Source organism: Variovorax raffinosi (assembly GCF_051216615.1).
Lineage (GTDB): Bacteria > Pseudomonadota > Gammaproteobacteria > Burkholderiales > Burkholderiaceae_C > Variovorax.
The window spans coordinates 545,349-570,557 of record NZ_JBPJZR010000003.1 but is presented as its reverse complement, the minus strand read 5'-3'; the positions used below and the strand labels follow the sequence as shown (position 1 = coordinate 570,557).

Genomic DNA, 25,209 nt, shown 5'->3' with positions numbered 1-25,209 from the left:
GGTGCCTGGAAATCGCATGACAAAAAAATGGACCGTGCCGGCCTTGTCGGGGCTTTTCGTCGTCTCCTGCACCGCATGGTTTCTCTGGGCCCGCAGTCCGGCGGAGTCGCGTGCCGGCACTGAACGGCCGGCGCAGCCCGCCACCCAGTTGGGGGCCGAGACGCTGCGTTATGCCGAGGGCGCGCCGCAGCTCGCGATGATCCGCGCGCAGGAAATTCCACCTTCGCGCGTGCCGCTGGGCGACGTGCTGAGCGCGCGCGTGACCTATGACGAGGACGTGACCGCGCGCATCGGCGTCGGCGTCTCGGGGCGCATCGTCGAGATCAAGGTGTCGCCCGGCGATGCCGTCAAGGCGGGCCAGGTGCTCGCCGAGATCGACTCGCCCGACTTCGGCACCGCCGCCGCCGACCTGAACAAGGCGAAGGCCGACGAAGAGCGCAAGCGCTTGGCCGTCGAGCGCGCGCGGGACCTGGTCTCGGGCGATGCGATTCCGGTCAAGGAATGGGAGTCGCTGCAGTCCGACCTGGCACAGGCGCATGCCGAAACGCAGCGCGCCGGGCGGCGGCTGAAGAACCTCAACCCGCGTGGCCTGCCGATCAACGGCCAGCGCGTGAAGCTGACCAGCCCCATCGACGGCGTGGTGACCGACCGCACGGCCACGCCCGCGCTGGAAGTCAGCCCCGGCCTGGCCGCGCCGCTCTTCGTGGTGACCGATCCGAAGCGCCTGTGGCTGATGATCGACCTGCCTGAAAAGCTGCTGGGCCAGGTCAAGCTCAAGAGCGACGTGAGCGTGGAGAGCGACGCCTATCCCGGCCAGCAGTTCAAGGCGAAGATCGTGCAGCTCGGCCAGGTGGTCGACATCAACACCCGCCGCGCCACCGTGCGCGCGGTGCTGGCCAACCCGCAGCAGGAGCTGCTGCCCGAGATGTTCGTGCGCGCCCGCGTGCTGCAGGCCGGCGGCGTGGGCGTGCGCGTGCCCAACAGCGCCATCGTCAACCATGGCGTGTATGCCTATCTCTTCGTGCAGGCATCGCCTGGCGAATTCCAGCGCCGCAAGGTCGCGCTGCTGACCCAGGGCGGCGACGTGAGCTATGTGGGCGAAGGGCTGCAAGGCAGCGAGCAGGTGGTCGTGAAGGGCGCGCTGCTGCTGGACGCCGAACTCACCGCACGCACGGGTGACAAGTCGTGATCGACCGGCTCATTGCGTTCTCGCTCACGCAGCGGGTGTTTGTGCTGGTGCTCGTCGCGGCCCTGGTGGGCTTCGGCGCCTATGCCTTGTCGAACCTGCCCATCGAGGCCTTTCCGGACGTGCAGGACGTGCAGGTGCGCGTGATCTCGCAACTGCCCGGACAGGCGCCCGAGGACATGGAGCGCACCGTCACGTTGCCGATCGAGCGCGAGGTGTCGGGCATTCCCAAGCTGTCGAACGTGCGCTCCGTCACCATGACGGGCCTGTCGATCGTCACGCTCACTTTTGCTGACGGCACCGACGACTACTTCGCACGCCAGCAGGTCACCGAGAAGCTCTCGACCGTGACGCTGCCGACCGGCGTGCAGCCCCAACTGGCGCCGCTGTCCACGGCGGTGGGCGAGATCTACCGCTACACCATCGAAGGCGGCGGCCTGTCGGATGCGCAGATACGCACCCTGCAAGACTGGACGGTGCGCCCCTTCCTGCGCATGACGCCGGGCGTGGCCGACGTGGTGAGCTTCGGCGGCGCCATCCGCGAGTACCAGGTCGAGGTCGATCCGCTCGCGCTGCGCAAGTACCAGGTCACGCTGGACCAGCTCAACCAGGCCATCGGCAATGGCAACGGCAGCGCGGGCGGTGGCTTGATGCGGCAGGGCGATGCGTCGCTGGTGGTGCGCTCGGCCGGCCTGTTCGCAAGCCTGGCCGACATCCGCAATGTGGTGATTGCCTCGCGGCAGGGCCGGGCCATCACCGTGGCCGACGTGGCCGAGGTGCGCGCGGGCGAGCGCCCGCGCTTCGGCATCGTGGCGGTCGATGCGCGCGACAGCGTGGTCGAGGGCATCGTCTCGATGACCAAGGGTGGCAACCCCGCCAAGATCAATGCCGAACTCAAGGAGCGGGTGGAGCAACTGCGGGCCAGGCTGCCGACGGGCGTGCGGATCGTGCCGGTGTACGACCGCACCGAGCTGGTAAGGCACACCGTATCGACCGTGGCGGAAAACCTGGTGGTCGGTGCGCTGCTGGTGATGGCGGTGCTGATCGTCTTCCTGTCGAGCTGGCGCGCGGCGCTGATCGTGGCCACCGTGATCCCGCTGGCGCTGCTGTTCGCGTTCATCCTCATGAATGCGCGCGGCGTGTCGGCCAACCTGATCTCGCTGGGCGCGGTGGACTTCGGCATCATCATCGACAGCGCGGTGGTGATCGTCGAGGCGCTGATGGTGCGGCTGGCGGCCAAGGCCGCAACCGACATCGCTTCGCCCGAGGCCCGGCACCAGCGCATGGGCGTGCTGCATCGCACGCTGTCGGACCTGGCGCATCCGGTGCTGTTTTCCAAGGCCATCATCATCCTGGCCTTCGTGCCGATCTTCACCTTCCAGCGGGTCGAGGGAAAGATCTTCACGCCGGTGGCACTCACGCTGAGCTTTGCGCTGCTGGGTGCGGTGCTGCTGACCTTCACGCTGCTGCCGACGCTGCTGTCTTATGCCCTGCAGCGCCGCACGCTGGCCGAGAAGCACAAGCCCTGGCTCGACTGGCTGCAGATGCGCTATCGCCGCCTGGTGATGTTCACCATGCGGCGCGGCCGCATCACGCTGCTGCTGTCGGCGGTGCCGGTGGTGCTGGCATTGCTGCTGGCGCCGCGACTGGGCAGCGAGTTTCTGCCCAAGCTGGACGAAGGCAACATCTGGCTGACCATCACGCTGCCCACCTCGGCCTCGCTGGAGACCACGAAAGAGGTCGAGCATGTGGTGCGCGCCAAGCTGCTGGGCTACCCCGAAGTGGCGCGCGTGATCGCGCAGGTCGGCCGGCCCGATGACGGCTCCGATCCGAAGGGGCCGAACAACCTGGAGATACTGGTCGACCTGAAGCCGCGCGGCCAGTGGCGCTTTACCTCGAAGGAAGCGCTGGTGGCCGACATGTCGGGCAAGCTGGAATCGATCCCGGGCATCAGCGCCAACTTCTCGCAGGTGATCCAGGACAACGTGGAAGAGGCGCTGTCGGGCTTTCGCGGCGAGATCGTCGCCAAGATCATCGGCAACAACCTCGACATCCTCGACGACAAGGGCGCGGAGGTGGCCTCGGTCATCAAGGGCATCCGGGGCGCGAGCGACGTCGATGCGACACGCATCGGCGGGCAGACCGAAGTCGTCATCACGCCCGACCGGGCGCGGCTGGCGCGCTACGGCCTGGCAATCAACGACGTCAACACGCTGGTGAACGAAGCCATGTCGGGCACCTCGGTGACCGGCTTCTTCGATGCCGACAAGCGCTTCGACGTGGTAGTGCGCGTGGGCGAGAAGCATCGCAACAGCGTCGATGCCATTGCCGGCCTGCAACTGGCGGTGCCGGGCACGCAGAGCGGCAACGGGCCGGGCACGATCGCGCTGGGCGACGTGGCGTCCATCGAGGTGCGGGAGGGCGCGTCGCGCATCTTCCGCGAGTCGGGCTCGCGCATGGTGATCGTCAAGGTCAACCTGCTGGGCCGCGACCAGGGCAGCTTTGTCGAAGAGGCGCAGCGCGTGGTGGCCGAGCAGGTCAAGCTGCCGCCGGGCTACGAACTCACCTGGGGCGGCCAGTTCGAGAATTCGCAGCGCGCGGCCAAGCGGCTGATGGTGATCGTGCCGCTGACCGCGCTGCTGATCTTCTCGCTGCTGTTCTGGGCCTTCCGCTCGGTGCGGCTCGCGGGGCTGGTGCTGGGGATGATTCCGTTCACGCTGGTGGGTGGGCTGGCCGCGCTGGGGCTGGCCGACCTGCACCTGTCGGTGTCGGCTGCGGTGGGCTTCATCGCGGTGGCGGGCATCTCGGTGCAGAACGGCGTGATCCTGGTCGAGGAGGTGACGCAGCGCGTGCGCGAAGGCTCGGCCGTGGCGCGCGCCATCGTCGAAGGCGCGGCCGTGCGGCTGCGCCCGATTCTCATGACCGCGTTGATGGCGGGGCTGGGCCTGCTGCCGGCTGCCCTGTCGCACGGCATCGGCAGCGAGACGCAGCGGCCCTTTGCCTGCGTGATCGTCGGCGGCATCGTCAGCGGCACGCTGTTCACGCTGCTGGTGCTGCCGCTGGCCATCGGCATGTTCGGCAATTTCTACGACGAAGCGGAAGAGGACGCGGCTGAAAAGAAGAACGCGTCGACCGGTCCTTCGCCAGAACCCGTGGCCGGTCATTGATGCGATGGCACGCGGAGAAATTTCACCCATGCGAACACTTGCGATGAACCGATCGACCCGACCCGGCCTGCTGCACACCGTGGCGCTGGCCAGCGCCATGCTGCTCGCCGGCTGCGCCGTAGGGCCGGACTATGTGCGCCCGACACTGGCAGCGTCCAATGGCTTCTCTCCCAAGCCGTTGCCTGAGGCGACTGCAGCCGCGCCTGTGCCCGCGGGCGATGCGCAGCGCTTCGACGCCACGCGCGACATCCAGGCCGACTGGTGGACGCTGTTCGGATCGAAGCCGCTCGATGCGGTCGTGCGCAAGGCCTTTGCGGCCAATCCGACGATCGAGTCCGCGCAGGCGGCATTGCGCGTCGCGCAGGAGAACGTGCGGGCGCAGCAGGGCTTTTTCTTTCCTGCGGTGCAGGCCAGCTATTCGCCCACGCGCACCAAGATCGCAGGAAATCTCGGCGGCAACTCGCCCGGCGTGCAGGGCAACGGAACGGTGATCAGCACCACCGCGAACACGCCCGCGAAAGATGGTGGCAGCGCGCCCTTCAACGCGCCTGTGATCTACAACTTTCACACGGCACAGTTGACCGTGGGCTATGCGCCCGATGTGTTCGGCGGCAACCGTCGCCAGGTCGAGGCGCTGCAGGCGCAGGCGACCTACCAGCAACTGCAACTGGAGGCGACGTACCTCACGCTCGCGGCCAACGTGGTGGCCGCGGCGATCCAGGAAGCCTCGCTGCGCCAGCAGATTGCGACGACGCGCGCGATCGTGGAGATCAACACGCAGTCGGTCGCGCTGCTGCAGCGGCAGCTCAAGGCCGGCTATGCCTCGCGGCTCGACCTGGCGGTGCAGGAGAACGCACTCGCGCAAGCCAACCAGTTGCTGCCGCCGCTGGAGAAGCAGTTCGAGCAGACCCGCAACCTGTTGCGCGCGCTCACCGGCGGCGTGCAGGACGTGGAGTTGCCCGAGTCCTTCGATCTCGCCTCGCTGACGCTGCCGCGCGAACTTCCGCTGAGCCTGCCTTCGCAGCTCGTGGCGCAGCGCCCCGATGTGCGCGCGGCCGAAGAGCAGTTGCACGCAGCGAGCGCGCAGGTCGGCGTGGCCATCGCGAACCGGCTGCCGCAGTTCTCTATCGACGCCACCTGGGGTGGTGCCGCCAGCCGCTTCGGCCAGATGTTCATGGATTCGGGGCGCTTCTTCAGCCTGGCCGGCAACATCACGCAGCCGTTGTTCGATGGCGGTGTGCTGCGCCATCGCCAGCGTGCGGCCGAGGAAGAACTGCGCCAGGCCGATGCGCAGTACCGGGCGACGGTCATCACCGCCTTCCAGAACGTGGCGGACACCCTGCAGGCCATCCATGCGGACGCCAGGGCATTGCGCGCGACGGTCGAGCTGGAGCGCACGACGAAAACGTCGATGGAGCTGATCCGCCGGCAGTTGGGCCGTGGCTACGTGGATCGCCTGGCGCTGCTGACGGCAGAGCAGGCGCACCACCAGGCCATGCTCGCGCTGGCGCAGGCGCAAGCCACACGGCTGGGAGACACCGCCGCGTTGTTCCAGGCACTGGGCGGTGGATGGTGGAACCGGGAGGCAGCACGAGAGGCGACAGCACCTTCCGGTGAATGACGTGCGCGCTCCAGGCCTGTCGCGCATGTTGTTTCATTGTTGTGGGAGATGTTTGTATTCGTTGCAGCGCCTCTTTGACGGAGGCTGGCAAACCCCATCTGCTTCATTGGGAAAGTTGGGGCAACCCCTATTGACCGGCCGCTTTTCAAGGGCCGCATTGTTTCAATCCTGTGAACGCCGTGGTTCATTTCACAGACGTTTTTTGATGCGCTTGAGGATCACACTTCATCTCACCAACCAACCCCTGAAGGAGATTGAAATGAATGCCTCGAAGATCCTCGCTGCTGCTGCTCTCTCGCTCCTGGCTGCTGCCGGAGCACATGCAGAAACCTATGACGGCGTGCACACCGTGAACTCCACGATCTCGCGCGCTGAAGTCTCGTCGCAAGCCGTTGTTGCCGCACACGCCGGCAATGTCTACGGTGACGGCGCCACTGCCGGTGCACAACCGTTCACCTCGACCGCCGACCGCGCTGTCGTGCAAGCCGAAGCTGTTGCCAAGGCCCACGACCCGCTGGCCAGCCTCGACCGCCGCGCGTTCTACCGCGACGAAGTGCCGGCTGCCTACAAGAAGCCCAGCGTGTCGTTCACGCGCCAGGCTGGCCTGTAAGCCAAACCAGCAAGCCGATACGTCGGCTGCATGAAGAACGGGCCCTTGCGGCCCGTTTTTTCGTTGGTGTCGCGGATCACGCGACTTCAGGCACCGATGTGAAAAGCCACCGCCTTGCCCGCGCGTTCGGCATGGAGAAGATCGTCTTCGATCCTGAGCTGGGTCCAAGTGCCGATGACGCCTTCGGAGCCGATCAACTCGATGCTGTCGCCGGAAAGCGCGCGATAGCGAAACAGCGGCGCGCACTGCGGGCCCTCGTGCTGGCCCTGGATGGCACGAACGAAACCATTCGATTGAAACCAGTAGATCTCGACATCGGTGTCGGAGACGAGCTGCAGGCGCGAGTCGATGGGAATGTGTGGGTTCATCGGGTGGTGATGCGTGAATTGAACGCGCTCAGCGAAAGTCGCGCCGGTACTTGATGACGCCTCTTGGACAAAGCAGCCATCTGCGATGGCGAAGCGGCCGAATATAAAACTTCAACCGCCGGTTCGCCGGTAGGTCAGCAATCGCCCTCTGTAGGCCAGGTGCTCCGCCGTCGCCAACCGATCCAGCCGCTCCTCGCGCATGCCGAATCCCTCGTCCGCCATCTGCCGATTGAAGGCCGGGCGGTTGCCCCGGTCGGGGTCGACGATCCACACCTCGGCGGCGGGGCCCGTGTGGCGACCGATGAAGGCGGCGAGCAGGCCTTTCGTATCACGTTCGTAGAGCAGGTCGCTGCCGATGACGAGGTCGTACAGGCCGCGCACGTCGCCAACGGCATGCGTCTCGTGCATGCCCCAGTGGCCGCGCCGGTACTTCATGGGCGGCAGCGCATTCAGTCGAAGGTTCTCCAGCAGGAAGCCGGCAGTGAGCGGATGGCAGTCGCTCGCGGTCATGTCGTTGCCGCGGCGGTGGCCCACGAGGCTCGCAAGCGCGAGGCCGCAACCAATTTCAAGCACGCGCGCACCGATGACCACCGGATGCACCGCCATGCGCGCGGCCAGTTGCGCGCCCGACGGCCACAGCAGCCCGAACATCGGCCACGCAGCGGAAGAAATGCCCTGTGCGGCGGCCGCACCCAGTGGGTCGGCGAACTGCTGGCGGTCCAGCAGCGACTGGATGACGAGGTCATCCGCACCCGCGATGGCGATGCGTTCCAGCTTGATTCGGTAGCCCGGCATCGGAAGGGGGCGGGGCCTCGCGTGCGAGGCCTCGAAACAGCAAAGGTGGGCCAGTATGCGCGTCGTCCGGCCCCGGGCAAGCACAAGGGCCATCTCACGTGGCGCTAAGCAAGCTCTCACAGGCTGGTAAGTAGGTCGCCCTAGAGTGAGGTGCATCATTACAGGAGACTCTCATGAAGATTCGTACCCTGACCTTGTGCATCGCCGCCGCGCCGGCGCTGGTGCTGGCCTCGCTGGCACACGCGGGTGGCCAGGCCGATCCCGACTATCCGCAGATTTCACACTCGACCATGTCGCGCGACACGGTGGCGGCGGAAGCGGTGCGCGCCAACAACGCCATGCATGCAACCGAGGTCGCCGAATCGCAGGTGGCACCGATGCCGACAGGCGCGGACCGCGCGCAGGTTCAGGCCGAGGCGACCCGCGCCAACAACGCCATGCATCCGACCGAGGTGCTCGAATCGCAAGTGGCGCCACCGGTGGCATCGGCGAACCAGCCTGCCGGCTCGACAGTCAGCGGCGAGTAGGCGGCGAGTAAGCCGCAGGGCAAGTCAATCCCGGGTGAGCACGAAGCGCTTGCGGATGCCGCTTGCCGCTGAAGGCGCCACCCACAGGTCGAACTCGCCCGGCTCGACCGTGGGCTTCATGTCGCGGCCGATGAACTTCAGGTCATCGGCCGTGAGCGTGAACTCCACGACGCTCGACGCGCCCGGTGCGATGCGCACTTTCTGGAAGTTCTTGAGTTCGCGCACCGGCCGCGTCACGCTGGCCGCGCGCTCGGCGGTGTAGAGCTGCACCACTTCCTCGGCCTCGCGCTGGCCCGTGTTGGTGAGAGTGGCGCGCACGCGCAGCGTGTCCGACATCGTCATCCGCTCCTGGCTCAACTCGACGCTGTCGTAGCGCACCGGCGCATAGCCGATGCCGAAGCCGAAGGGGTAGAGCGCCTCGTTCGTCGCATCCAGGTAGCGCGTCTTGAAGTAGGTGGCCGGTGCGCCTTCGGGCGACGGCCGCCCGGTGCGCTTGTGGCCGTAGTAGTAGGGCACCTGGCCCGCCGTCTGCGGAAAGCTCACGGGCAGGCGGCCCGAAGGATTGAAGTCGCCGAACACCACGTCGGCAATGGCGTTGCCGGTCTGCACGCCGAGGAACCATGTGACGAGGATGGCGCGTGCATTGCGCACCGCACCTTTGAGCGCCATTGCGCGGCCATTGCTGAGCAGCACGACCACGGGCTTGCCGGTGGCGGCCACGGCTTCGGCCAGGTCCTGTTGCGCCTGCGGCATGCCGATGTCGCTGCGCGAGCGTGCCTCGCCCGACATCTTCTCGCTCTCGCCGATGGCCAGCAGCACCACGTCGGCATTGCGCGCGGCGGCCACGGCGGCATCGATGCCACCGGGCAGCGGCGACTCGACGTTCGAGCCGCGCACGATGGTCAGCGAAGAGTTGCTGCCCAGCGCGGTGCGCAGCCCCTGGTCGATGCCCACCGGCGCTGTCTGGCCCGGGAACAGGCTCCAGGCGCCGAGCAGTTCGGTCGTGCCTTCGGCAAAAGGCCCGATCAACGCGATCTTCGTGCCGGCCTTGGGCAGGGGCAGCAGCATCTGCTCGTTCTTCAGCATCACGATGGAGCGGCGCGCGCTCTCGCGGGCCAGCGCGATGAACTCGGGGTTCTCCGCGCGGGTTGCGGCGGGCGGGCCGTCCAGGCCACGCAGCGGATCGTCGAAGAGGCCGAGCTTGAACTTGACCCACAGCACGCGGCGCACCGCTTCATCGAGCCGCGCCATCGGCACTTCGCCCGTGGCCACGAGGTCGGGCAGATAGCGCATGTACAGGCCGCTCTGCATGCTGACGTCGGTGCCGGCCATGAAGGCCTGCTTGGCCGCCTCGCGCGGATTGGCGGCATAGCCGTGCTCGACCAGTTCTTCGTCGGCCGTGTAGTCGGACACCACGAAGCCCTTGAACTTCCATTCGTCGCGCAGCACTCCAGTCAGCAGCGCGGGGTTGGCGGTCGAGGGCACGCCGCCGATTTCGTTGAAGGCGCTCATGACCGACAGCGCGCCGGCATCGATGGCCGCGCGAAACGGCGGCAGGTAGACCTCGCGCAGCGTGCGCTCCGAGATCTCGCTGGTGTTGTAGTCGAGCCCGCCTTCGGCCGCGCCGTAGGCCGCGAAGTGCTTGGGCGTGGCGAGCATCGAATCGGCGTTCGACAGCTTGGTGCCCTGGAAGCCGCGCACGCGCGCGGCCGAGAACTGGCGCGCGAGGTACACGTCTTCGCCCACGCCTTCGAGGCCGCGGCCCCAGCGCGCATCGCGTGCGATGTCGACCATGGGCGCGAAGGTCCAGCGGAAGCCGTCGGCCGTGGCCTCGACCGCCGCCGCGCGCGCGGTGCGCTCGGCCAGCGCGGGCTCCCAGCTCGAGACTTCGGCCAGCGGCATCGGGAACATGGTGCGAAAGCCGTGGATCACGTCGGCGCCGAAGATCAGCGGAATGCCCAGCCGCGATTCGCGCACCGCGATCTGCTGCAGCCGCAGCTTGCCGGCCAGGCCCGCGTTGTTGAAGAGGCCGGTGAGCCGGCCTGCGCGCACGTCTTCGGTCTCTTGCTGGCCGTTGCGCCAGCCGGCCTGCGGGTTGTTGGGCGTGTTGATGTCGGCGGGGCCGTACAGGCTCAACTGGCCGGCCTTTTCCTGCGGCGTCATGCGCGCGATCAGCGCCTCGATGCGCGCTTGCACCGCCTCGGGTGCCGTGGGGCTGCCGAGGGCGGGTGCAGCGGATGCGAAGGGGAGGGCGCCGGCGAGGCAGAGAGCGAAAAAGAAGGCGGGTTTTCTGACGTGCATGGCCTTCTATTCTGAAGGCTCCGTTCGCCCGCTCCGGAGGGCAGCCCTATTCGGCCGTTGCGCCAGCGTCCTTCGCCACCTTGACCCACTTCGTGGTCTCGGTGCCGATGAAGGCGGCAAGCTCCGCGGGCTTCATGTTGCCGGCGGTCACGCCCTGTTCCTCGAAGCGCTTCGCCACGTCGGGCTGCTGCAGCGCGCGGGCCAGCTCGGTGTTCAGGCGCTGCACGATCTCGGGCGGCGTGCCGTGCGGCGCCATGAGCGCGAACCAGGTGGTCATGTCATAGCCCTTGAGGCCGGCCTCATCGAGCGTGGGCACGCCGGGGTAGGCGGGCGAGCGGGTCTTCGTGGTCACGGCCAACGCATGCACCTTGCCGGCGCGCACGTGGGGCGAAGCCGAGGGACTGGTCTCGATGGCCATCTGAATCTGTCCACCCATCAGGTCGGCCATCATCGGTGCGCCGCCCTTGTAGGGCACGTGCACGATGTCGGTCTTCGTCATCGAGCGGAACAGCTCGCCCGAGATGTGCTCGGTGCTGCCGTTGCCGGCCGAGCCGAAGTTGACCTTGCCCGGGTTGGCCTTGATGTAGGCCACCAGTTCGGCCACCGTCTTCGCGGGCACCTTCTCGTTGACGATCAGCACATTGGGCGTGGAGGCCACCAGCGCCACCGGATCGAAGTCGCGCTGGAAGTCGTAGGCCAGCCGCTTGTACAGGCCGGGCGCGATCGAATGCGCGATGGTGGCCATGAACAGCGTGTACCCGTCAGCGGGCGCCTTCGATGCGATGGTCGCGCCCACGGTGCCGCCCGCGCCGCCACGGTTGTCGATGATCACCGGCTGCTTGAGCGATTCCGACAGCTTCTGCCCCACGGTGCGCGCGACGATGTCGGTGGTGCCGCCGGCCACGAAGGGCACGACGAGGGTGATCGGTTTCGTGGGCCAGTCGGCGGCGATGGCCGATGCGGCACCCGCGGCAAGCAGCAGGGTGGCGATGCCGGCACGCAGGAAGGTGGCCGGGCGTGGAAGGTGTCGGTTCATTTGTCGTGGTCTCTTGGTGTTGTTGTGAAAGTAAAGCCGCTTCAGCTCACGCGGTTGTGCAGCGGCAGGCCTTCATGCCAGCGCCGCAGGTTGTCCAGGAAGAGGGCGGCCACGCGCGCTTCGTTGCCGTCCGAGTGGCCGGCCGTGTGGGGCGTGACGATCACGTTCGGCATGTCCCACAGCGGCGATTCGGCCGACAGAGGCTCGTGGGCGAATACGTCCAGATAGGCGCCGGACAGCGCGCCACTGCGCAGTGCTTCGATCAGCGCAGGCTCGTCGACGACTTCACCGCGCGAGATGTTCACCAGCCTCGCGCCGGGCGGCAGCAAGGCGAGCGCGGCCGCGTCGACAAGGCCGCGCGTGCGGTCGGTCAGTGGACAGGCAAGCAGCAGCCAGTCGGCGCGCGGCAGCACGTTGCGGATGTCCTCGAAACACACGCTCTCGCTGGCCGGTGCGCCGGATGCGCCGGAGCGGCTTCGCACGGCCACCACGCGCAGCCCCAGCGCGGAAAGCAACGCACCCAGGCCCTGCCCGATGGGCCCCCAGCCGACGATCACCGCCGTCTGGCCCGCCAGGTCGCGCGGCAATCCGCTGCCGATGAGTGGCGCCCACGTCTTCGTGCGCTGCGCCGCGAGCAACTGCGGCAGGCAGCGCGCCAGCATCAGCACGCCGGCCAAGGCGGTCTGCACGACCACGCTGGCATTGGCGCCCGACGAGGTCGTCACTTCCACGCTGCGCGCACGCAACTCGCCGTAGACCGGGCGGTCCGCGCCCGACGAATGGGCATGCACCCAGCGCAGCGACGGCGCGTTGCGCAGGGCATCGTGAAAGCGCTGCGTCTCGGGCAGCACCTGGTGCTTGGTCGAGAGGCCGGTGACGTCGCGCGAGACGAAGGCGATGTCCGCATCGTCGCCGGTGTTCACCAGCACATGCGCGCGGCCGCCGAGCGCTTCGGCAAGACCGGTGTCGGCCTGCCTTGCGGCCGCATCCGTCATCAGGATGCGCAGCGGTGCGTCCGCGCTCATTCCGCCGTTGCGCCCGAGTCGCGCACGATCAGTTTCCATTTCTCATGCTCCTGCCGCGTGAAGTTGCCGAACTGCGCGGGCGTGCCGCCGACCGGGTCCGCGCCTTCGCGGATCATCTGCGCTTCGAGCGAAGGCAGTGCGTCGTTCACCGATTTGTTGAGCAGTGCGATCACCGGCGCGGGCGTGCCCTTGGGCGCGAAGAAGCCGAACCACGAACCCGCCGAGAAGCCGGCAAAGCCCTTCTCGGCCACCGTCGGCACGTCGGGCAGCGAGCGCGAGCGCTTGAGGCTGCTCACCGCAATGGCGCGCAGCTTGCCCGCCCGGATGTGCGCAATGACCGAGGGGATGGTCGCGAACATGAACTGCACGCGGCCCGCGAGCAGGTCGTTCAGCGCATTGGCGCCCTTGTAGGGAATGTGCAGCGTCTGCGCGCCGATGCGCTTGCTGAGCATGAAGCTGGACAGGTGCGAAGAGGTGCCGACGCCGGTCGAGCCGTAGTTCAGCTTGTTCGGATTCGCCCTGGCGTAGGCAATGAACTCTTCCACCGTCTTGGCGGGCACATCGGGGTGCACGACCAGCACGTTGGGCACGTCGGCTATCTGCACCACCGGCACGAGGTCGGTGAGCGGGTCGTACGGCAGGCTCTTGTAGAGCGTCTGGTTGACGGCCATCGGCCCCACCGAATTGACGATCAGCGTGTAGCCGTCGGCCGGTGCGCGCACCACGAACTCGGTGCCGATGTTGCCGCCGCCACCGGGCTTGTTGTCGACGATGAAGGGCTGCCCGAGCTTTTCCGACATCTGCTGCGTGACGGCACGCGCGAGGATGTCGGTGGTGCCGCCGGCGGTGAAGGCGACGACCACGCGCACGGGCTTGTTGGGGTAGGCCGTCTGCGCGGTGGCACCGAGCGCTGTGGCCAGCAGCGCCGTGGCGCAGAAGAGCCTGCGCAGGAAGGGGGAAGAAGGTTTGTCTCGTGTCATTTTTTTGTTCTCGGGGGAGGGGTGGTCAGTCGCGAAAGCCCGGGTCCATGCGGTCCAGCTTGCGCAGCAGCGCCGGCCACTCCATGAGCCCGTAGGGCCGGCGCGTGCCCGGCTGGTAGTTGTTCCAGGTTTCTTCCAGCACCTGCTGCGGCACGGCCTTGAGCGGCGTGTTGCACGACATGGCGCCGATCTGCGCGCGGCAGGCCAGCTCCAGCCGGTGCATCCAGTTGAAGGCTTCGCCCACGCTGCGGCCCACCACCAGCGCGCCGTGGTTGCGGAAGATCACGGCCTCGCCCTGGCCGAGGTCGGCCAGCAGCGAGGCCTGCTCTTCGGTGTTCAGCACCACGCCCTGGTAGTCGTGGTAGCCGATCTTCAGAAAGCGCATGGCGGTCTGCGTGAGCGGCAGCAGCCCGCATTCGAGCGACGACACCGCCATCGAGGCCCAGCTGTGCGTGTGGATCACGCAGGCCACGTCGGGCCGTGCGGCATGCACCGCGCTGTGGATCACATAGCCGGCCTTGTTGATGCCGTAGTTCAGCTCGCCGAAGTCGGGCTTCGAGAGGATGTTGCCGTCCTGGTCGACCTTGATGAGGCTGGATGCGGTGATCTCCTCGTACATCATCCCGTAGGGGTTGATGAGAAAGGCACCGTGCTCGCCGGGCACGTGCGAGGAGATGTGGTTGGCCATCATGTCCGACAGTCCGTACAGGTCGACCAGCCGGTAGCAGGCCGCAAGATCGACACGGGCCTGCCATTCGGCCTCGGAGCAGCGGCCTTTCATGGACGGGATCTGGAGCACGCCAGGGTGAGTCATCGCGGGGTTCCTTTCGATGGGAGGATTCGGTGCGTTCATTCAGTCGGCGCCCAACTGCAGGCGGTTGGGCAGGCGCTTTTCAATCGCGAACTTCAGCAGCGCCGCCGAGCGGAAGATGCCGTGCGCGAACTTGCCGTAGGGCAGTGTGAGAAACAGCGCCATCACCACGCCCAGGTGCACCGCCAGCAGCAGCGCCATGAACGAGGTGTCGCGCCAGGCCAGCAGCGCCAGGCCGGTGAGGCTGGTGAGCAGCAGCAGTGCGATGAAGCCGCGGTCCATCGGCCGCTGCGCCACGTCGCCGTGCGCTGCGTTGCGCCGCAGGTTCAGCCACAGCAGGCCGGTCGGGCCGATCACGAGGCCGATGCCGCCGGCGGTGCCCAGCAGCACCGGCAGGCTGGTGAGCGCATAGGGCGCATGCAGGCCAAACAGGTAGTGGTAGAGCGTGGCCACGCAGGTGGAGGCAAAGCACAGCATGAAGCCGTAGAAGGTGAAGTGGTGCAGGCGCCGGCGCCAGAGCGTGAAGCGGTCGTCTTCGTTGTTGCAGCCTTCGCCGTGGCCGCCGCCAAGGTACTTCAGGCGCAGCACGTCGTGCGCGGCCTCGGCGCTCGCCGGGCCTCGCACGCCGGGCATCGAAGGCGCATTGCCCGGATCGTTCGCGGGCGACACCTCGCGCCAGAAACGCCGCACGCCCATGGCCAGCGCGAACATCACGAAGAAGAACACCGCGCCGAACACCAGTGCGAGAAAGTTGTGCGGAAAGATCGCGTAGAAATTTCCGGCAAGCGGTTCGTGCAGCAGCGAGCCGGTCATCGCCACCGCGAGCACGAGAAACAGCGCGAGGCCACCGGCCAGTGCCAGCGCGACGGTGAGGCCGGCCTTCCTGTACAGCGCACCCATCGCGGGCGGCCAGGCGTAGTCGTGATACGTCTGCATGCGCACCTGCGCCATCGCCTGCGGCACGTTGACCGCGAACTCATGCGGCGGCGCGTACTGGCAGGCATGCAGGCAGGAGCCGCAGTTGTGGCACAGGTTGGCCAGGTAGTGCGTGTCGGCCTTGCCGAATTCGAGCCGGCGCGTCATCGCCGGGAACACGGCGCAAAAGCCCTCGCAGTAGCGGCAGGCATTGCAGATCTGCAGGATGCGCGCGACCTCGGCTTCGCTGGCGGTCAGCGGCAGCGCGGGCTGGATCGGGATCACGCGCTGCTGCGGCGGCGGGGCGCTGCGGATGCCGTCGGCATCCGCACGGGCGCGTGCGACGAGATCAGTGAGCTGCTGCAAGAGGGGTCTCCGGGGAATTCTTTGAATGGTTCTTTGCCGCGCGCGCGGCCTGCGTGCCGGCGATGTGGCCGAAGGCCGTGCCGATGCTCATGCCGACACCGGCCGTGTAGCCCTTGCCGAGCACGTTGCCGGCCATCATTTCGCCGGCGACGAACAGGTTGGGGCTGGGCCGGCCGCCGAAGCGCACGGCGGCGGTCTCGTCCACCTTGAGACCCAGGTACGTGAAGGTGATGCCGGGCCGCACGGGGTAGGCATAAAAGGGCGCGGTGTCGAGAGGGCGCGCCCAGTGCGTCTTGGCGGGTACCAGGCCTTCGGTGTGGCAGTCGTCCAAGGCCGTGTGATCGAAGCGGCCGACGCGGCAGGCGGCGTTGTAGTCCTGCACGGTGCGCACGAAGGTGGCTTCGTCCAGGCCGATCTTCTGCGCCAGTTCACCGAGCGTGTGGGCCTGCGTGCCGGTGAACACCGGCGGCATGAAGCGGCCGACCGCCTTCTGGTCGATGACCGACCAGGCGATCTGCCCCGGCTGCTGCGCCACGAGCCGGCCCCAGATCGCATAGCGCTTGGGCCAGAAGTCTTCGCCCTCGTCGTAGAAGCGCTGCGCCTCGCGGTTGACCACCACGCCCAGCGACACGCAGTCGATGCGTGTGCAGATGCCGCCGTCGTACAGCGGCGCGCGCGCGTCGATGGCCACCATGTGGCCCTGCGACGGATCGCCGATGCTGTCTGCGCCCGCGGCAATCATGTGCTTCAGCAGCACGCCCTGGTTGAAGCGCGTGCCGCGAATCAGGAAGTTGTCGGCCGGCCATTCGCCGCGCTCGTTCTGGCCCCAGGCTTCGCGCAGCCATTCGCGATTCGACTCGAAACCGCCGGCGGCCAGCACGCAGCTTCTGGCTTCGATGCGTTCGCCAGACTCGGTGCGCACCGCCACGAAGCGGTCGCCGTCGAGTTCGACCGAGGCCACCGGCGTGTCGTAGCGGACCTGCACGCCCAGCCTTTCAGCGCTGCGGAAATAGGCATTCACCAGCGCCTTGCCGCCACCCATGAAGAAGGCGTTGGTGCGCGCGACATGCAGCGCACCCGACAGCGGCGGCTGAAAGTGCACGCCGTGGCTGCGCATCCAGTCGCGGCAGTTCGACGAGGCGCGGATCACCAGGCGCGCCAGGTGCTCGTCGGTCAGGCCGCCGGTCACCTTCAGCAGGTCTTGCCAGTACTCCTCTTCAGGGTAGGCATCGACCAGCACGTCCTGCGGCGCGTCGTGCATGCAGCGCAGGTTGCGGGTGTGCTGCGAATTGCCGCCGCGCCATTCCTTGGGCGAGGCTTCGAGCAGCAGCACGGAAGCGCCGGCCTCGCGCGCCATCAGCGCGGCGCACAGCGCGGCATTGCCGCCACCGACAACCAGTACGTCTATCACTCGTGGGTCTCCTTGGAATGCAGGAGACTTTAGGGAGCGCGGCCTTCACGCGAAAGGCCTGAACAGGCAACGGGTGTTCAGTGATCGAGAAGACTTGCGCCGGCCCAGCGGCCCTCGCGCACGAGGGCGCGGGCCGTGTCGGCGACCACCACGCGCGCGGCCAGCGCGGCGGGCGACAGCTCGTCGTCAGACAGGCTCACGAGCAGGTTGCGGCGGCCGACGTGCGCGTCGCTGATCTGCGTGAGTTCCAGGTCGTCGCGGTCGTGGCGGGCCGTGGCGGCGCCGGGCTGGATGGTGGCGCCATGGCCGGCGCGCACCGCGTCCATCAGCAGCGCGAGGCCGTCGACCTCGGCCACGATGCGCGGCACCACGCGCACCCGCGCGAACGCGGCCATCAACGTGGCGCGCAGGCCGTGGCTGCCGCTTGGCAGGATCAGCGGCACCTCGGCCAACTGGGACAGGCGCACCTTGGTGCCGGTGGGGCGATGGGCCAATGCCGGCGATGCGATCACGAAGAGCTTTTCGGCCAGCAGCGGGGACACGCTCCAGCGCCGGGGCGTCTCGGTCTGGAACAGCACCGCAAGGTCGAGCTGGCGCGCATGCAGCATCGTGGCCAGGTGGCCCGACAGCGCCTCGACCATGTGCAGCCGCACCTCGGGGTAGCGCTCCTGCATGGCCTGCATCAGCGGCACGCCCAGCACGGTGGCGGTGGTGGGCGCCAGGCCCACGCTCACATGGCCCGACAGGCGCGCCTGCTGGGCCGCGCGCACCGCATCGTCGGCATGGCGCAGCGTGAGTTGTGCCTGGTGCAGAAAGGCCATGCCCGCATCGGTGGGCGTGACGCCGGTCGAGCTGCGCTGCAGCAGCCGCGTGGAGAGTTCGCCTTCGAGCCGGCTGATCTGCTGGCTCAGCGCCGAGGTGACCACCCCCAGCTCGACGGCCGCACGGCCCATGCTGCGAAGTTCGCAGACCTTGACGAAGTAACGCAGTTGCCTCAGTTCCATGCACGCATCATCGCGCAGGCACGACGACGGCGGGCTGGCCGCGCCGCAGCAGCAGCCAGCCGAACAGCGGCGCGGTGACGTACATCACCACCGAGTAGATGGCGGCCGGCAGTGCCAGCGGAAAGCTGCCGAGCACGCTCACCGCGATGAAGATGGCGAGCGTGGAGTTGTGGATGCCGATCTCGTAGCTGATGGCGGTGGCCAGCGGTTTGTCCAGGCCCGCCGCGCGGCTCAGGTAGTAGCCCGCGAGCAGGCTCACGAGATTGAACAGCAGCACCGGCAGGCCGATCTCGGCGAAGGTGGCCGTCATCGTCTGCCACTCGTTCGCGATGGCCAGCACGGTCACCACCGCCAGCACCACGCCGCTGAAGATCTTGGTCGGCTTTTCCATGCGTGCCGCGAAGCCGGGCTTGCGCGAGGCCACGAACATGCCGATGGCCACCGGCACGAGCACGATGGCGATCACCTCCACCAGCTTGCGCGTCTGCAGCGGCACCACCTGGCCGCTCTGCGCGAAATGGCCGATGGCCCAGTTGGCGATGAGCGGCAGCGTGACGATCGACAGCAGCGTATTCACCGCAGTGAGCGAGATGTTCATGGCCACGTTGCCGCCGAACAGGTGCGAGAACAGGTTGGCCGAGATGCCGCCCGGAGAGGCCGCCAGCAGCATGAGGCCGATGGCGAACACCGGCGACAGGCCGAAGCCCACGATGATGGCGTAGCAGGCCAGCGGCAGGCCGATGACCTGCAGCAGCAACGCGATGGTCACGGCCTTCGGATGCTTGAACAGGCGCCGGAAATCGGCGAGCAAAAGCGAAAGGCCGAGCCCGAACATCACGAGCGCGAGCGCGCCGAACAGGAAGCGGGTAACGATGACAGTGCTGTCCATGGTGCTTGTCTCCTCTTTTGGTTCTTATAAAAAAATGGCTGCCGGCACCTGTCGTGCAGGCGCTGGCAGCCGTGGAAACCGGGGATCGACGCGTCTTATTGTTTGTAGCTGTCGTCGATGCGGTCGAGCTTGCGGATCAGCGAAGGCCAGACGAACAGGCCGCCCAGGCCACCGCTCTGCACCTTCATCGCCTGGCCTACGCCATCGATGATCTTCGGGTTGACGTGCGTGAGTTCGCTGCCGCCCGACTGCGCCGCAATCTGGATCTGGCAGGTGTTCTCGAAGGTGTACATCGAAAGGAAGGCGTCGGCAATGGTCTTGCCGCAGGTCAAGAGGCCGTGGTTGCGCAGCATGAGGAAGTTGGCGTGGCCCATGTCGGCCTGCAGGCGCGGCTTCTCGTCGTCGCGGAAGGCCACGCCTTCGTAGTCGTGATAGGCCAGCGAATTCAGCACGAAGGTCGATTGCTGGCTGATGGGGAGCACGCCGTTTTTCTGCGCGCTCACGGCGATGCCGGCCTTGGTGTGGGTGTGCAGCACGCACTGGATGTCTTCGCGCGCGGCATGCACGGCGCTGTGGATCACGAAGCCGGCCGGGTTCACGGGGTAGGGCGAGTCGATGATCTTGTTGCACTGCTGGTCGACCTTGACCAGGCTCGACGCGGTGATCTCGTCGAACATCAGGCCATAGGGGTTGATCAGGAAGTGGTGCTCGGGGCCGGGCACGCGCGCGCTGATGTGCGTGAACACCAGGTCGCTCCAGCCGTACAGCGCCACCAGGCGGTAGCAGGCAGCGAGGTCGACGCGAAGCTGCCACTCTTCGGCGGACACGAGCTTCTGGATTTCGGGTTGGGAGAAGGCGTTCATGGGGGGTGTTTCCTTTCGGGGGTCAGGCGGTTGCGGGCTGTTGCAGCGCCGTCTTGTAGATGCTTTGCTTGGGGCTTGCCATCACACGGCGCAGCATGGGCTCGAATTCGGATATCGGCAAGGTCTCGGCCTTGGGGTCGAAGGCCGGGTTGTCGTAGAGCGCGCAGAACTCCGCCGTGTGCGCGTAGTGCGGGTGGCCCTTGAAGTTGTCGCGCATGTCGCGGTCCAGCCCGATGTGGTGAAAGAAGTAGTGGCCCTGGAAGATGCCGTGGTGCTGCACCATCCAGTGGTTGGCTTCGCTCACGAAGGGCTTGACGATGGCGGCGGCAATGTCGGGGTGGTTGAAGCTGCCAAGCGTGTCGCCGATGTCGTGCAGCAGCGCGCACACCACGTATTCCTCGTCGCGGCCGTCGCGCAGCGCGCGGGTGGCGGTTTGCAGCGAGTGGGTGTAGCGGTCGACCGGAAAGCCGCCGTAGTCGCCTTCCAGAATCTGCAGGTGCTTGATCACGCGCGCGGGCAGGCCGCCCGTGAACTGCATGAACTCGCCGCCGATCAGTTGCCAGTCTTCGCGCGTGCTTTCCTGCATGCTCTTGAAACTTGCGCGTGCGTTCATCGTGGGGTCTCCGTTCCTGTCGGTGGTTGTCTGTGTGTGGGTGCCGGTCACTGTAGACCTGCGCTTGACGCTGAACTGTCAAGAATTTGACAATGCAGCGTGCTGGTAAACCCCTGTCCCCCCACGCTCCTGCCCTGATGCCTGCCTCTCCCAAGCCGCGACTTTCCGCCCCGCACCGCGCTGCGCTCGAAGGCAATCCGTGGTTCACCAGCATTCCGCGCGCGCAGCGCGAGGCTTTGCTGGGCGCGGCCGAACTCATCCACGTGCGGCGTGGCACGATGGTGTTTCGCCAGGGCGATCCGATCCATGCGGCGGGCGGCGGCTTCTACGGGCTGGTGGCGGGCAGCATCAAGATTTCGTCGCTGCGGCAGGACGGGCGCGAGGCCATCCTCGCGGTGCTGGAGCCGGGCAACTGGTTCGGCGAGATCACGCTGATCGACGGCTCGCCGCGCACGCACGACGCCACCGCGCTCGAAGCGCTCGACCTGCTCGTGGTGCCACCCGAGGCCTTCGTGCAGCAGATGCGCGACGGCGTCTTCGCCAACGCCATCGCGGCCATGCTCGCAGCGCGAGTACGAATGCTCTACGGCCTGGCCGAAGACGCCACGCTGCGCAGCCTGCGCGCGCGCGTGGCGCACCGGCTGCTGGTGCTGGCGCGCGGCGATGCCACGCAGTCGGTGCACCTGCGGCACGAGCTCATGCTGCCGCAGGAAGCGCTGGCCATGATGCTCGGCGTGACGCGGCAAACGCTGTCGAAAGAACTCAATGCGCTGGCGGGCGAAGGCCTGATTTCTCTGGGCTACGGACGCATCGAATTGTTATCAATAGATGCCCTTCAAAAGCTGGTGAGCACGGGGTAAGGCCATGTCACTGTGGCGGTGCGGTCGAGGTGTATAAAACCTCTCGATTCGCCGTCACGGCGCATCGGTTCATTCAATCAATAAGGGAAAAAGGTCTGATCATGAGTAACAAACCGACAGTCGTTCTGGTTCATGGTTTCTGGGGTGGCGCGGCGCATTGGAACAAGGTCATTGCCGAGCTGCTGCACAAGGGGTACACGTCGATCCGCGCGGTCGAGATGCCGCTGACTTCGCTGGCCGACGACGCCGAGCGTGTACGCAAGATGGTGGTGCAGGAAAAGGGCCCGGTGCTGCTGGTCGGCCACTCGTACGGCGGCGCGGTGATCACGCAGGCCGGCGACCTGCCCAACGTGACCGGCCTGGTCTACATCGCGGCCTTCGCACCCGACGCCGGCGAAAGCCCCGGCGGCATCACGCAGGCGCATCCGCCGGTGGCTGCCGCCAACCTCGCACCCGACAGCGACGGCTACCTGTGGGTGCTGCCCGAGAAGTTCCATGAAAGCTTCTGCCAGGACCTGAGCCCCGAAGAAGGCCGCATCATGGGCGTGACGCAAAAGGCCCCACTGGCCAGCACCTTCGGCGACACCATCACGGCACCGGCATGGAAGAAGAAGCCGTCGTGGTATCAGATCTCCAGCAACGACCACATGATCGCGCCGGCCAACCAGGAGCACATGTCGGGCCGGCTCGGTGCAAGGAAGGTCATCACGCTGGCGGCCAGCCATGCATCGCTGGCGTCGCACCCGGCCGAAGTGGCCGCGCTGATCGACGAAGCAGCGAGCGCCTGAAAAGAAAAGAAAGCTATCTCAGCACCCGGCCATCGGCCGAGATGCTGATCAGGTCGATGCTGCGCACGTTGTCGCGCAGCCCCGGCCGCAGGTTGATGCGAAAGCCGCCGACGTCGTAGTCGGTCATGCTGGTCATCACGCGCTGCAGGCTCGCGGTGTTGAAGCCGCGGCCTGCACGGCGCACGGCTTCACCCGCGGCCTTCGCGGCGATGAAACCTTCGAGCCCTTCGTACGAAGCCGTCTGGTCGGAGTTGTCGACGGCGGCCAGGTACTCCTTGACGATGGGAATGGCCGAGGGCCGTGGCGAAGGCACCACCTGCGAGATCACGATGCCGCCGATGTCCTTGCCGAGCGTGGCGTAGAGCGGATCGATGCCGACAATCGAGAAGGCCATGAAGTTGCCGCCATAGCCGCTCTTGCGCAGCTTGCGGATGGCGTTGGCCGTGGTGCCCGAGAGCGACACCAGCACGATGGCCTGCGGCGATTGCTGCTGCACGGCTTTCAGCGCGGCATCGAGCTTGTCGCCGCTGGCGGGCACCAGTGCCGTTGCGACCAGCGGCGTGAGCTTCAGTTCGGTGATCGCTTGCTGCACCGCTGCAAGGCCGGCACGGCCCATCGCGTCGTCATCGCCCACCAGGGCCACGCGCGTCTGCCCCACGGTGGCGCACTGCCGCACGATCTTCAGGGCCTCGTCGATCATGCCGGGGCGCACATGAAACACATTGGGATGGTCGGCGCCGCGCAGGTTGTCGGAGGCGGCGAAAGGCGCGAAGAGCAGGCTGCCCTGCTGCGTGGCGATGTTCGCGCCGGCCTCGCTGCTGGCCGTGCCGACGAAGCCGAAGAGCATGTCGGCCTTGTGGGTGGTGAGCAGGGTGCGTGCGTTGGCGGTGGCGCGGGCCGCGTCGTAGCCGTCGTCGAGTTGCAGCAGCTTCAGTTGCAGGCCGGTGGCGGCATTGCGGTCGTTGAAGCCGCTCACCGCGAGCCGGCTGCCGGCAGCGAAGGCGCTGCCGATTTCACTCGCGCTGCCTGTCAATGGCACCGACTGTCCGAGCAGCACGACGCGTGGTGCGCCGCTGGCTGCAGGCGCCGTCTTCGCGGACTGCGCCATCACGGGGCTGGCGATGCCACTTCCCAGCAGCAATGCCCCATAGGCCTTTCCCAGCCATTCCCTGCGAGATGTGTGCATGTGACACCTTTTTAACAGTAGTAAAAAAGTGTAGCAATATCGGGGCCAAGGGGGAAGCCGGGTGCAGGGACGGAATTCCCTGATGCACCTGGCTTGGTCCCGGCGCGCGGGGGCCGGGCCGAAAGTCGAATCAGGCGGCGCTGCTGCGCTCGAACACCAGGTCCCACACGCCGTGGCCCAGCTTGATGCCGCGGTTCTCGAACTTGGTCAGCGGCCGGTAGGCCGGCTTGGGCGCATAGGCTTCGGCGGTGTTGCGCAGCAGGGGCTCGGCCGCCAGCACTTCGAGCATCTGCTCGGCATAGGGTTGCCAGTCGGTGGCGCAATGGATGTAGCCGCCGGGGCGCAGGTGCTGCGCCAGCTTGGTCACGAACTCGGGCTGGATCAGGCGGCGCTTGTTGTGGCGCTTCTTGTGCCAGGGATCGGGAAAGAACACATGCACGCCGGCCAGCGTGCCGGGCTGCAGCATGTGGTCGAGCACGTCGACGGCGTCGTGCGCGCAGATGCGGATGTTGGTGATCGACTGCTCGCCGATGCGCTTGAGCAGTGCGCCCACGCCGGGTTCGTGCACTTCGCAGCACAGGAAGTTGGTCTCGGGCAGCACGGTCGCGATGTGCGCGGTGGCCTCGCCCATGCCGAAGCCGATCTCCAGTACGGTCGGTGCTTCGCGGCCGCCGAAGGCGGCACTCAGGTCGAGCGGTTCGGGCGCGTAGGGCACCAGGAACAGCGGGCCCAGTTCGGAGAAAGCGCGCGCCTGGCCATCGGTGGTGCGGCCGGCGCGCTTGACGAAGCTCTTGAGGCGGCGGTGCAGCGGATGCGGCTTGGCGGCGGCGTCATCGCCGCTGTTGCCGTTGTCGCCATCGGCGGATGCGGGCGCGTCTTCGCTGCGCGGGAGGTCGTTGGGCACGGTGTCGGGGAAGTTCATGTGGGCCGCGAATTGTAGAGAGCGCGCCATTCGGGCACCCAGCCGGCCAGCGCGGCCGTGCACGCGGAGGCTGTGGCAGGGCCCAGGCCGAGCACGCGCGCGGCGGTGTCGAGTGCGGCCAGGGCGGCTTGCGGCGTGCCGGTGTCGATGGCGGTGGCGCCGTTCTGCTTGGAGAGCTTGTCGCCATCGGCGCCGCGCACCAGCGGCGTGTGCAGGTAGCTGGGCGTCGGCAGGCCGAGCGCGCGCTGCAGCAATATCTGGCGCGCGGTGTTGTCGGTGAGGTCTTCGCCGCGCACCACGTCGGTCACGCCCTGCTCGGCGTCGTCGACCACCACCGCGAGCTGGTAGGCCCAGGGGCCGTCGGCACGGCGCAGCACGAAGTCGCCGACCTCGCGGCTGACGTTCTGGCACTGCAGGCCCAGGCGGCGGTCGCTCCAGCAGAGCTCGCTGCCTGCTTCTTCCGATTCACTGGTTTCGTCCCAGGGCACGCCGGGCGTAGGTGGCCGGTCGGCCTCGAACTTCTCGGTGGCGAAGCGCCAGGCCCGTGCGTGCTTGCCATGCAGGCCGTCGCGGCAGGTGCCGGGGTAGACCCGCTCGCCGTGGCGTTCATGGCGCTGGCCCAGGCGGGCAAGGGCTTCGTTGATGTCCTTGCGCGAACAGCCGCAGGGGTAGGCCAGGCCGCGCGCCTGCAGCGTTGCCAGCGCGGCTTCATAGAGGGCCGTGCGCCGGGTTTGCCACACCGGCGCTTCGTCGGGCAGAAGGCCGCAGGCGGCCAGTTGCTGGAGGATGTGCTCGCCCATGCCGGGCAGGCAGCGCTCGGTGTCGGCGTCTTCGATGCGGATCAGCCAGCGCGCCTGCGGGCCACGGGCGCGCAGGTCGAGCCAGCTTGCCAGCGCGGCCACCAGCGAACCCGCATGCAGCGGCCCGGTGGGCGAGGGCGCGAAACGGCCGGTCTCACCCATCCC

General features: G+C 67.4%; 23 protein-coding genes. 7 read left to right on the top strand and 16 right to left on the bottom strand.

All coding sequences use genetic code 11. From position 1 onward, the window contains the following. Positions 1-16 precede the first annotated feature (16 nt). The 4 genes from ACSFB7_RS13775 to ACSFB7_RS13760 all read left to right on the top strand — a co-directional run bounded on the left by ACSFB7_RS13775 (position 17) and on the right by ACSFB7_RS13760 (position 6,584). Positions 17-1,189 (top strand): efflux RND transporter periplasmic adaptor subunit, encoded by a 1,173-nt coding sequence (locus tag ACSFB7_RS13775; RefSeq protein ID WP_435470915.1) that lies wholly within the window; start codon positions 17-19, stop codon positions 1,187-1,189. Beyond that, positions 1,186-4,353, top strand: coding sequence for an efflux RND transporter permease subunit (locus tag ACSFB7_RS13770; protein ID WP_435470913.1), 3,168 nt, complete (start codon positions 1,186-1,188; stop codon positions 4,351-4,353). The genes ACSFB7_RS13775 and ACSFB7_RS13770 overlap by 4 nt, the downstream gene beginning before the upstream one ends. A 43-nt stretch (positions 4,354-4,396) precedes the next feature. Further along, on the top strand, positions 4,397-5,974 hold the full coding sequence (locus ACSFB7_RS13765; RefSeq protein WP_435470911.1) for an efflux transporter outer membrane subunit: 1,578 nt from the start codon (positions 4,397-4,399) through the stop codon (positions 5,972-5,974). A 259-nt stretch (positions 5,975-6,233) separates the two neighbouring features. After that, entirely contained in the window at positions 6,234-6,584 is a 351-nt protein-coding gene (locus ACSFB7_RS13760; protein WP_187110817.1) for an alpha/beta hydrolase, read from the top strand. A gap of 86 nt (positions 6,585-6,670) precedes the next feature. Here ACSFB7_RS13760 and ACSFB7_RS13755 read toward each other — a convergent pair whose 3' ends face one another. Then, a complete protein-coding gene (locus ACSFB7_RS13755; RefSeq protein WP_435470908.1) occupies positions 6,671-6,952 on the bottom strand; it encodes a hypothetical protein in 282 nt (93 codons plus the stop codon). Between the two features lie 111 nt (positions 6,953-7,063). Further along, positions 7,064-7,747 (bottom strand): class I SAM-dependent methyltransferase, encoded by a 684-nt coding sequence (locus ACSFB7_RS13750; protein ID WP_435470906.1) that lies wholly within the window; start codon positions 7,745-7,747, stop codon positions 7,064-7,066. A 173-nt stretch (positions 7,748-7,920) separates the two neighbouring features. Between ACSFB7_RS13750 and ACSFB7_RS13745 the strand changes: the two genes are divergently transcribed. After that, the gene (locus ACSFB7_RS13745; protein WP_435470904.1) at positions 7,921-8,274 is read left to right on the top strand and encodes a hypothetical protein; all 354 of its coding nucleotides are present in this window, start codon (positions 7,921-7,923) and stop codon (positions 8,272-8,274) included. Between the two features lie 24 nt (positions 8,275-8,298). Here the strand turns inward: ACSFB7_RS13745 and ACSFB7_RS13740 are convergent, their stop codons facing one another. The 11 genes from ACSFB7_RS13740 to ACSFB7_RS13690 form a co-directional block, all read right to left on the bottom strand. Next, a complete protein-coding gene (locus ACSFB7_RS13740; protein ID WP_435470902.1) occupies positions 8,299-10,575 on the bottom strand; it encodes a glycoside hydrolase family 3 N-terminal domain-containing protein in 2,277 nt (758 codons plus the stop codon). 46 nt (positions 10,576-10,621) lie between these two features. Then, complete coding sequence (locus tag ACSFB7_RS13735) at positions 10,622-11,611, bottom strand: tripartite tricarboxylate transporter substrate binding protein (protein WP_435470900.1); 990 nt, start codon at positions 11,609-11,611, stop codon at positions 10,622-10,624. 41 nt (positions 11,612-11,652) lie between these two features. Then, positions 11,653-12,675, bottom strand: a complete 1,023-nt coding sequence (locus ACSFB7_RS13730) for a D-2-hydroxyacid dehydrogenase (protein ID WP_435470898.1) — start codon at positions 12,673-12,675, stop codon at positions 11,653-11,655. After that, the gene (locus ACSFB7_RS13725; RefSeq protein WP_435470896.1) at positions 12,633-13,616 is read right to left on the bottom strand and encodes a Bug family tripartite tricarboxylate transporter substrate binding protein; all 984 of its coding nucleotides are present in this window, start codon (positions 13,614-13,616) and stop codon (positions 12,633-12,635) included. The genes ACSFB7_RS13730 and ACSFB7_RS13725 overlap by 43 nt, the downstream gene beginning before the upstream one ends. Positions 13,617-13,641: 25 nt before the next feature. Beyond that, complete coding sequence (locus ACSFB7_RS13720; protein ID WP_435470894.1) at positions 13,642-14,430, bottom strand: class II aldolase/adducin family protein; 789 nt, start codon at positions 14,428-14,430, stop codon at positions 13,642-13,644. Between the two features lie 39 nt (positions 14,431-14,469). After that, complete coding sequence (gene tcuB / locus ACSFB7_RS13715) at positions 14,470-15,708, bottom strand: tricarballylate utilization 4Fe-4S protein TcuB (protein WP_435470892.1); 1,239 nt, start codon at positions 15,706-15,708, stop codon at positions 14,470-14,472. Beyond that, complete coding sequence (gene tcuA, locus ACSFB7_RS13710; protein WP_435470890.1) at positions 15,692-17,119, bottom strand: FAD-dependent tricarballylate dehydrogenase TcuA; 1,428 nt, start codon at positions 17,117-17,119, stop codon at positions 15,692-15,694. Before tcuA ends, tcuB begins: the two co-directional genes overlap by 17 nt. A 77-nt stretch (positions 17,120-17,196) precedes the next feature. Next, complete coding sequence (locus ACSFB7_RS13705) at positions 17,197-18,123, bottom strand: LysR family transcriptional regulator (RefSeq protein WP_435470888.1); 927 nt, start codon at positions 18,121-18,123, stop codon at positions 17,197-17,199. 7 nt (positions 18,124-18,130) lie between these two features. Next, positions 18,131-19,012 carry a bile acid:sodium symporter family protein gene (locus ACSFB7_RS13700; protein WP_435470886.1) on the bottom strand — a complete coding sequence of 294 codons (882 nt, stop codon included), beginning with the start codon at positions 19,010-19,012 and terminating at the stop codon, positions 18,131-18,133. Between the two features lie 95 nt (positions 19,013-19,107). Then, positions 19,108-19,875, bottom strand: coding sequence for a class II aldolase/adducin family protein (locus ACSFB7_RS13695; protein ID WP_435470884.1), 768 nt, complete (start codon positions 19,873-19,875; stop codon positions 19,108-19,110). Positions 19,876-19,897: 22 nt separating this feature from the next. Continuing rightward, entirely contained in the window at positions 19,898-20,488 is a 591-nt protein-coding gene (locus tag ACSFB7_RS13690) for an HD domain-containing protein (RefSeq protein ID WP_435470882.1), read from the bottom strand. Positions 20,489-20,625: 137 nt separating this feature from the next. Here ACSFB7_RS13690 and ACSFB7_RS13685 point away from each other — a divergent pair, with 137 nt between their 5' ends. Both ACSFB7_RS13685 and ACSFB7_RS13680 read left to right on the top strand, forming a co-directional pair. Continuing rightward, a complete protein-coding gene (locus ACSFB7_RS13685; RefSeq protein WP_435470880.1) occupies positions 20,626-21,348 on the top strand; it encodes a Crp/Fnr family transcriptional regulator in 723 nt (240 codons plus the stop codon). 101 nt (positions 21,349-21,449) lie between these two features. Next, positions 21,450-22,136, top strand: coding sequence for an alpha/beta hydrolase (locus ACSFB7_RS13680; RefSeq protein WP_435470878.1), 687 nt, complete (start codon positions 21,450-21,452; stop codon positions 22,134-22,136). A gap of 13 nt (positions 22,137-22,149) precedes the next feature. On the opposite strand, the gene ACSFB7_RS13675 is transcribed toward ACSFB7_RS13680, so the two are convergent. From ACSFB7_RS13675 to gluQRS, 3 genes are all read right to left on the bottom strand, one after another. Next, positions 22,150-23,322, bottom strand: a complete 1,173-nt coding sequence (locus tag ACSFB7_RS13675) for an ABC transporter substrate-binding protein (RefSeq protein ID WP_435470876.1) — start codon at positions 23,320-23,322, stop codon at positions 22,150-22,152. A gap of 130 nt (positions 23,323-23,452) precedes the next feature. Then, complete coding sequence (trmB, locus tag ACSFB7_RS13670) at positions 23,453-24,244, bottom strand: tRNA (guanosine(46)-N7)-methyltransferase TrmB (RefSeq protein WP_435470874.1); 792 nt, start codon at positions 24,242-24,244, stop codon at positions 23,453-23,455. After that, positions 24,241-25,206 carry a tRNA glutamyl-Q(34) synthetase GluQRS gene (gluQRS, locus tag ACSFB7_RS13665; protein WP_435470872.1) on the bottom strand — a complete coding sequence of 322 codons (966 nt, stop codon included), beginning with the start codon at positions 25,204-25,206 and terminating at the stop codon, positions 24,241-24,243. Before gluQRS ends, trmB begins: the two co-directional genes overlap by 4 nt. Positions 25,207-25,209 lie beyond the last annotated feature (3 nt).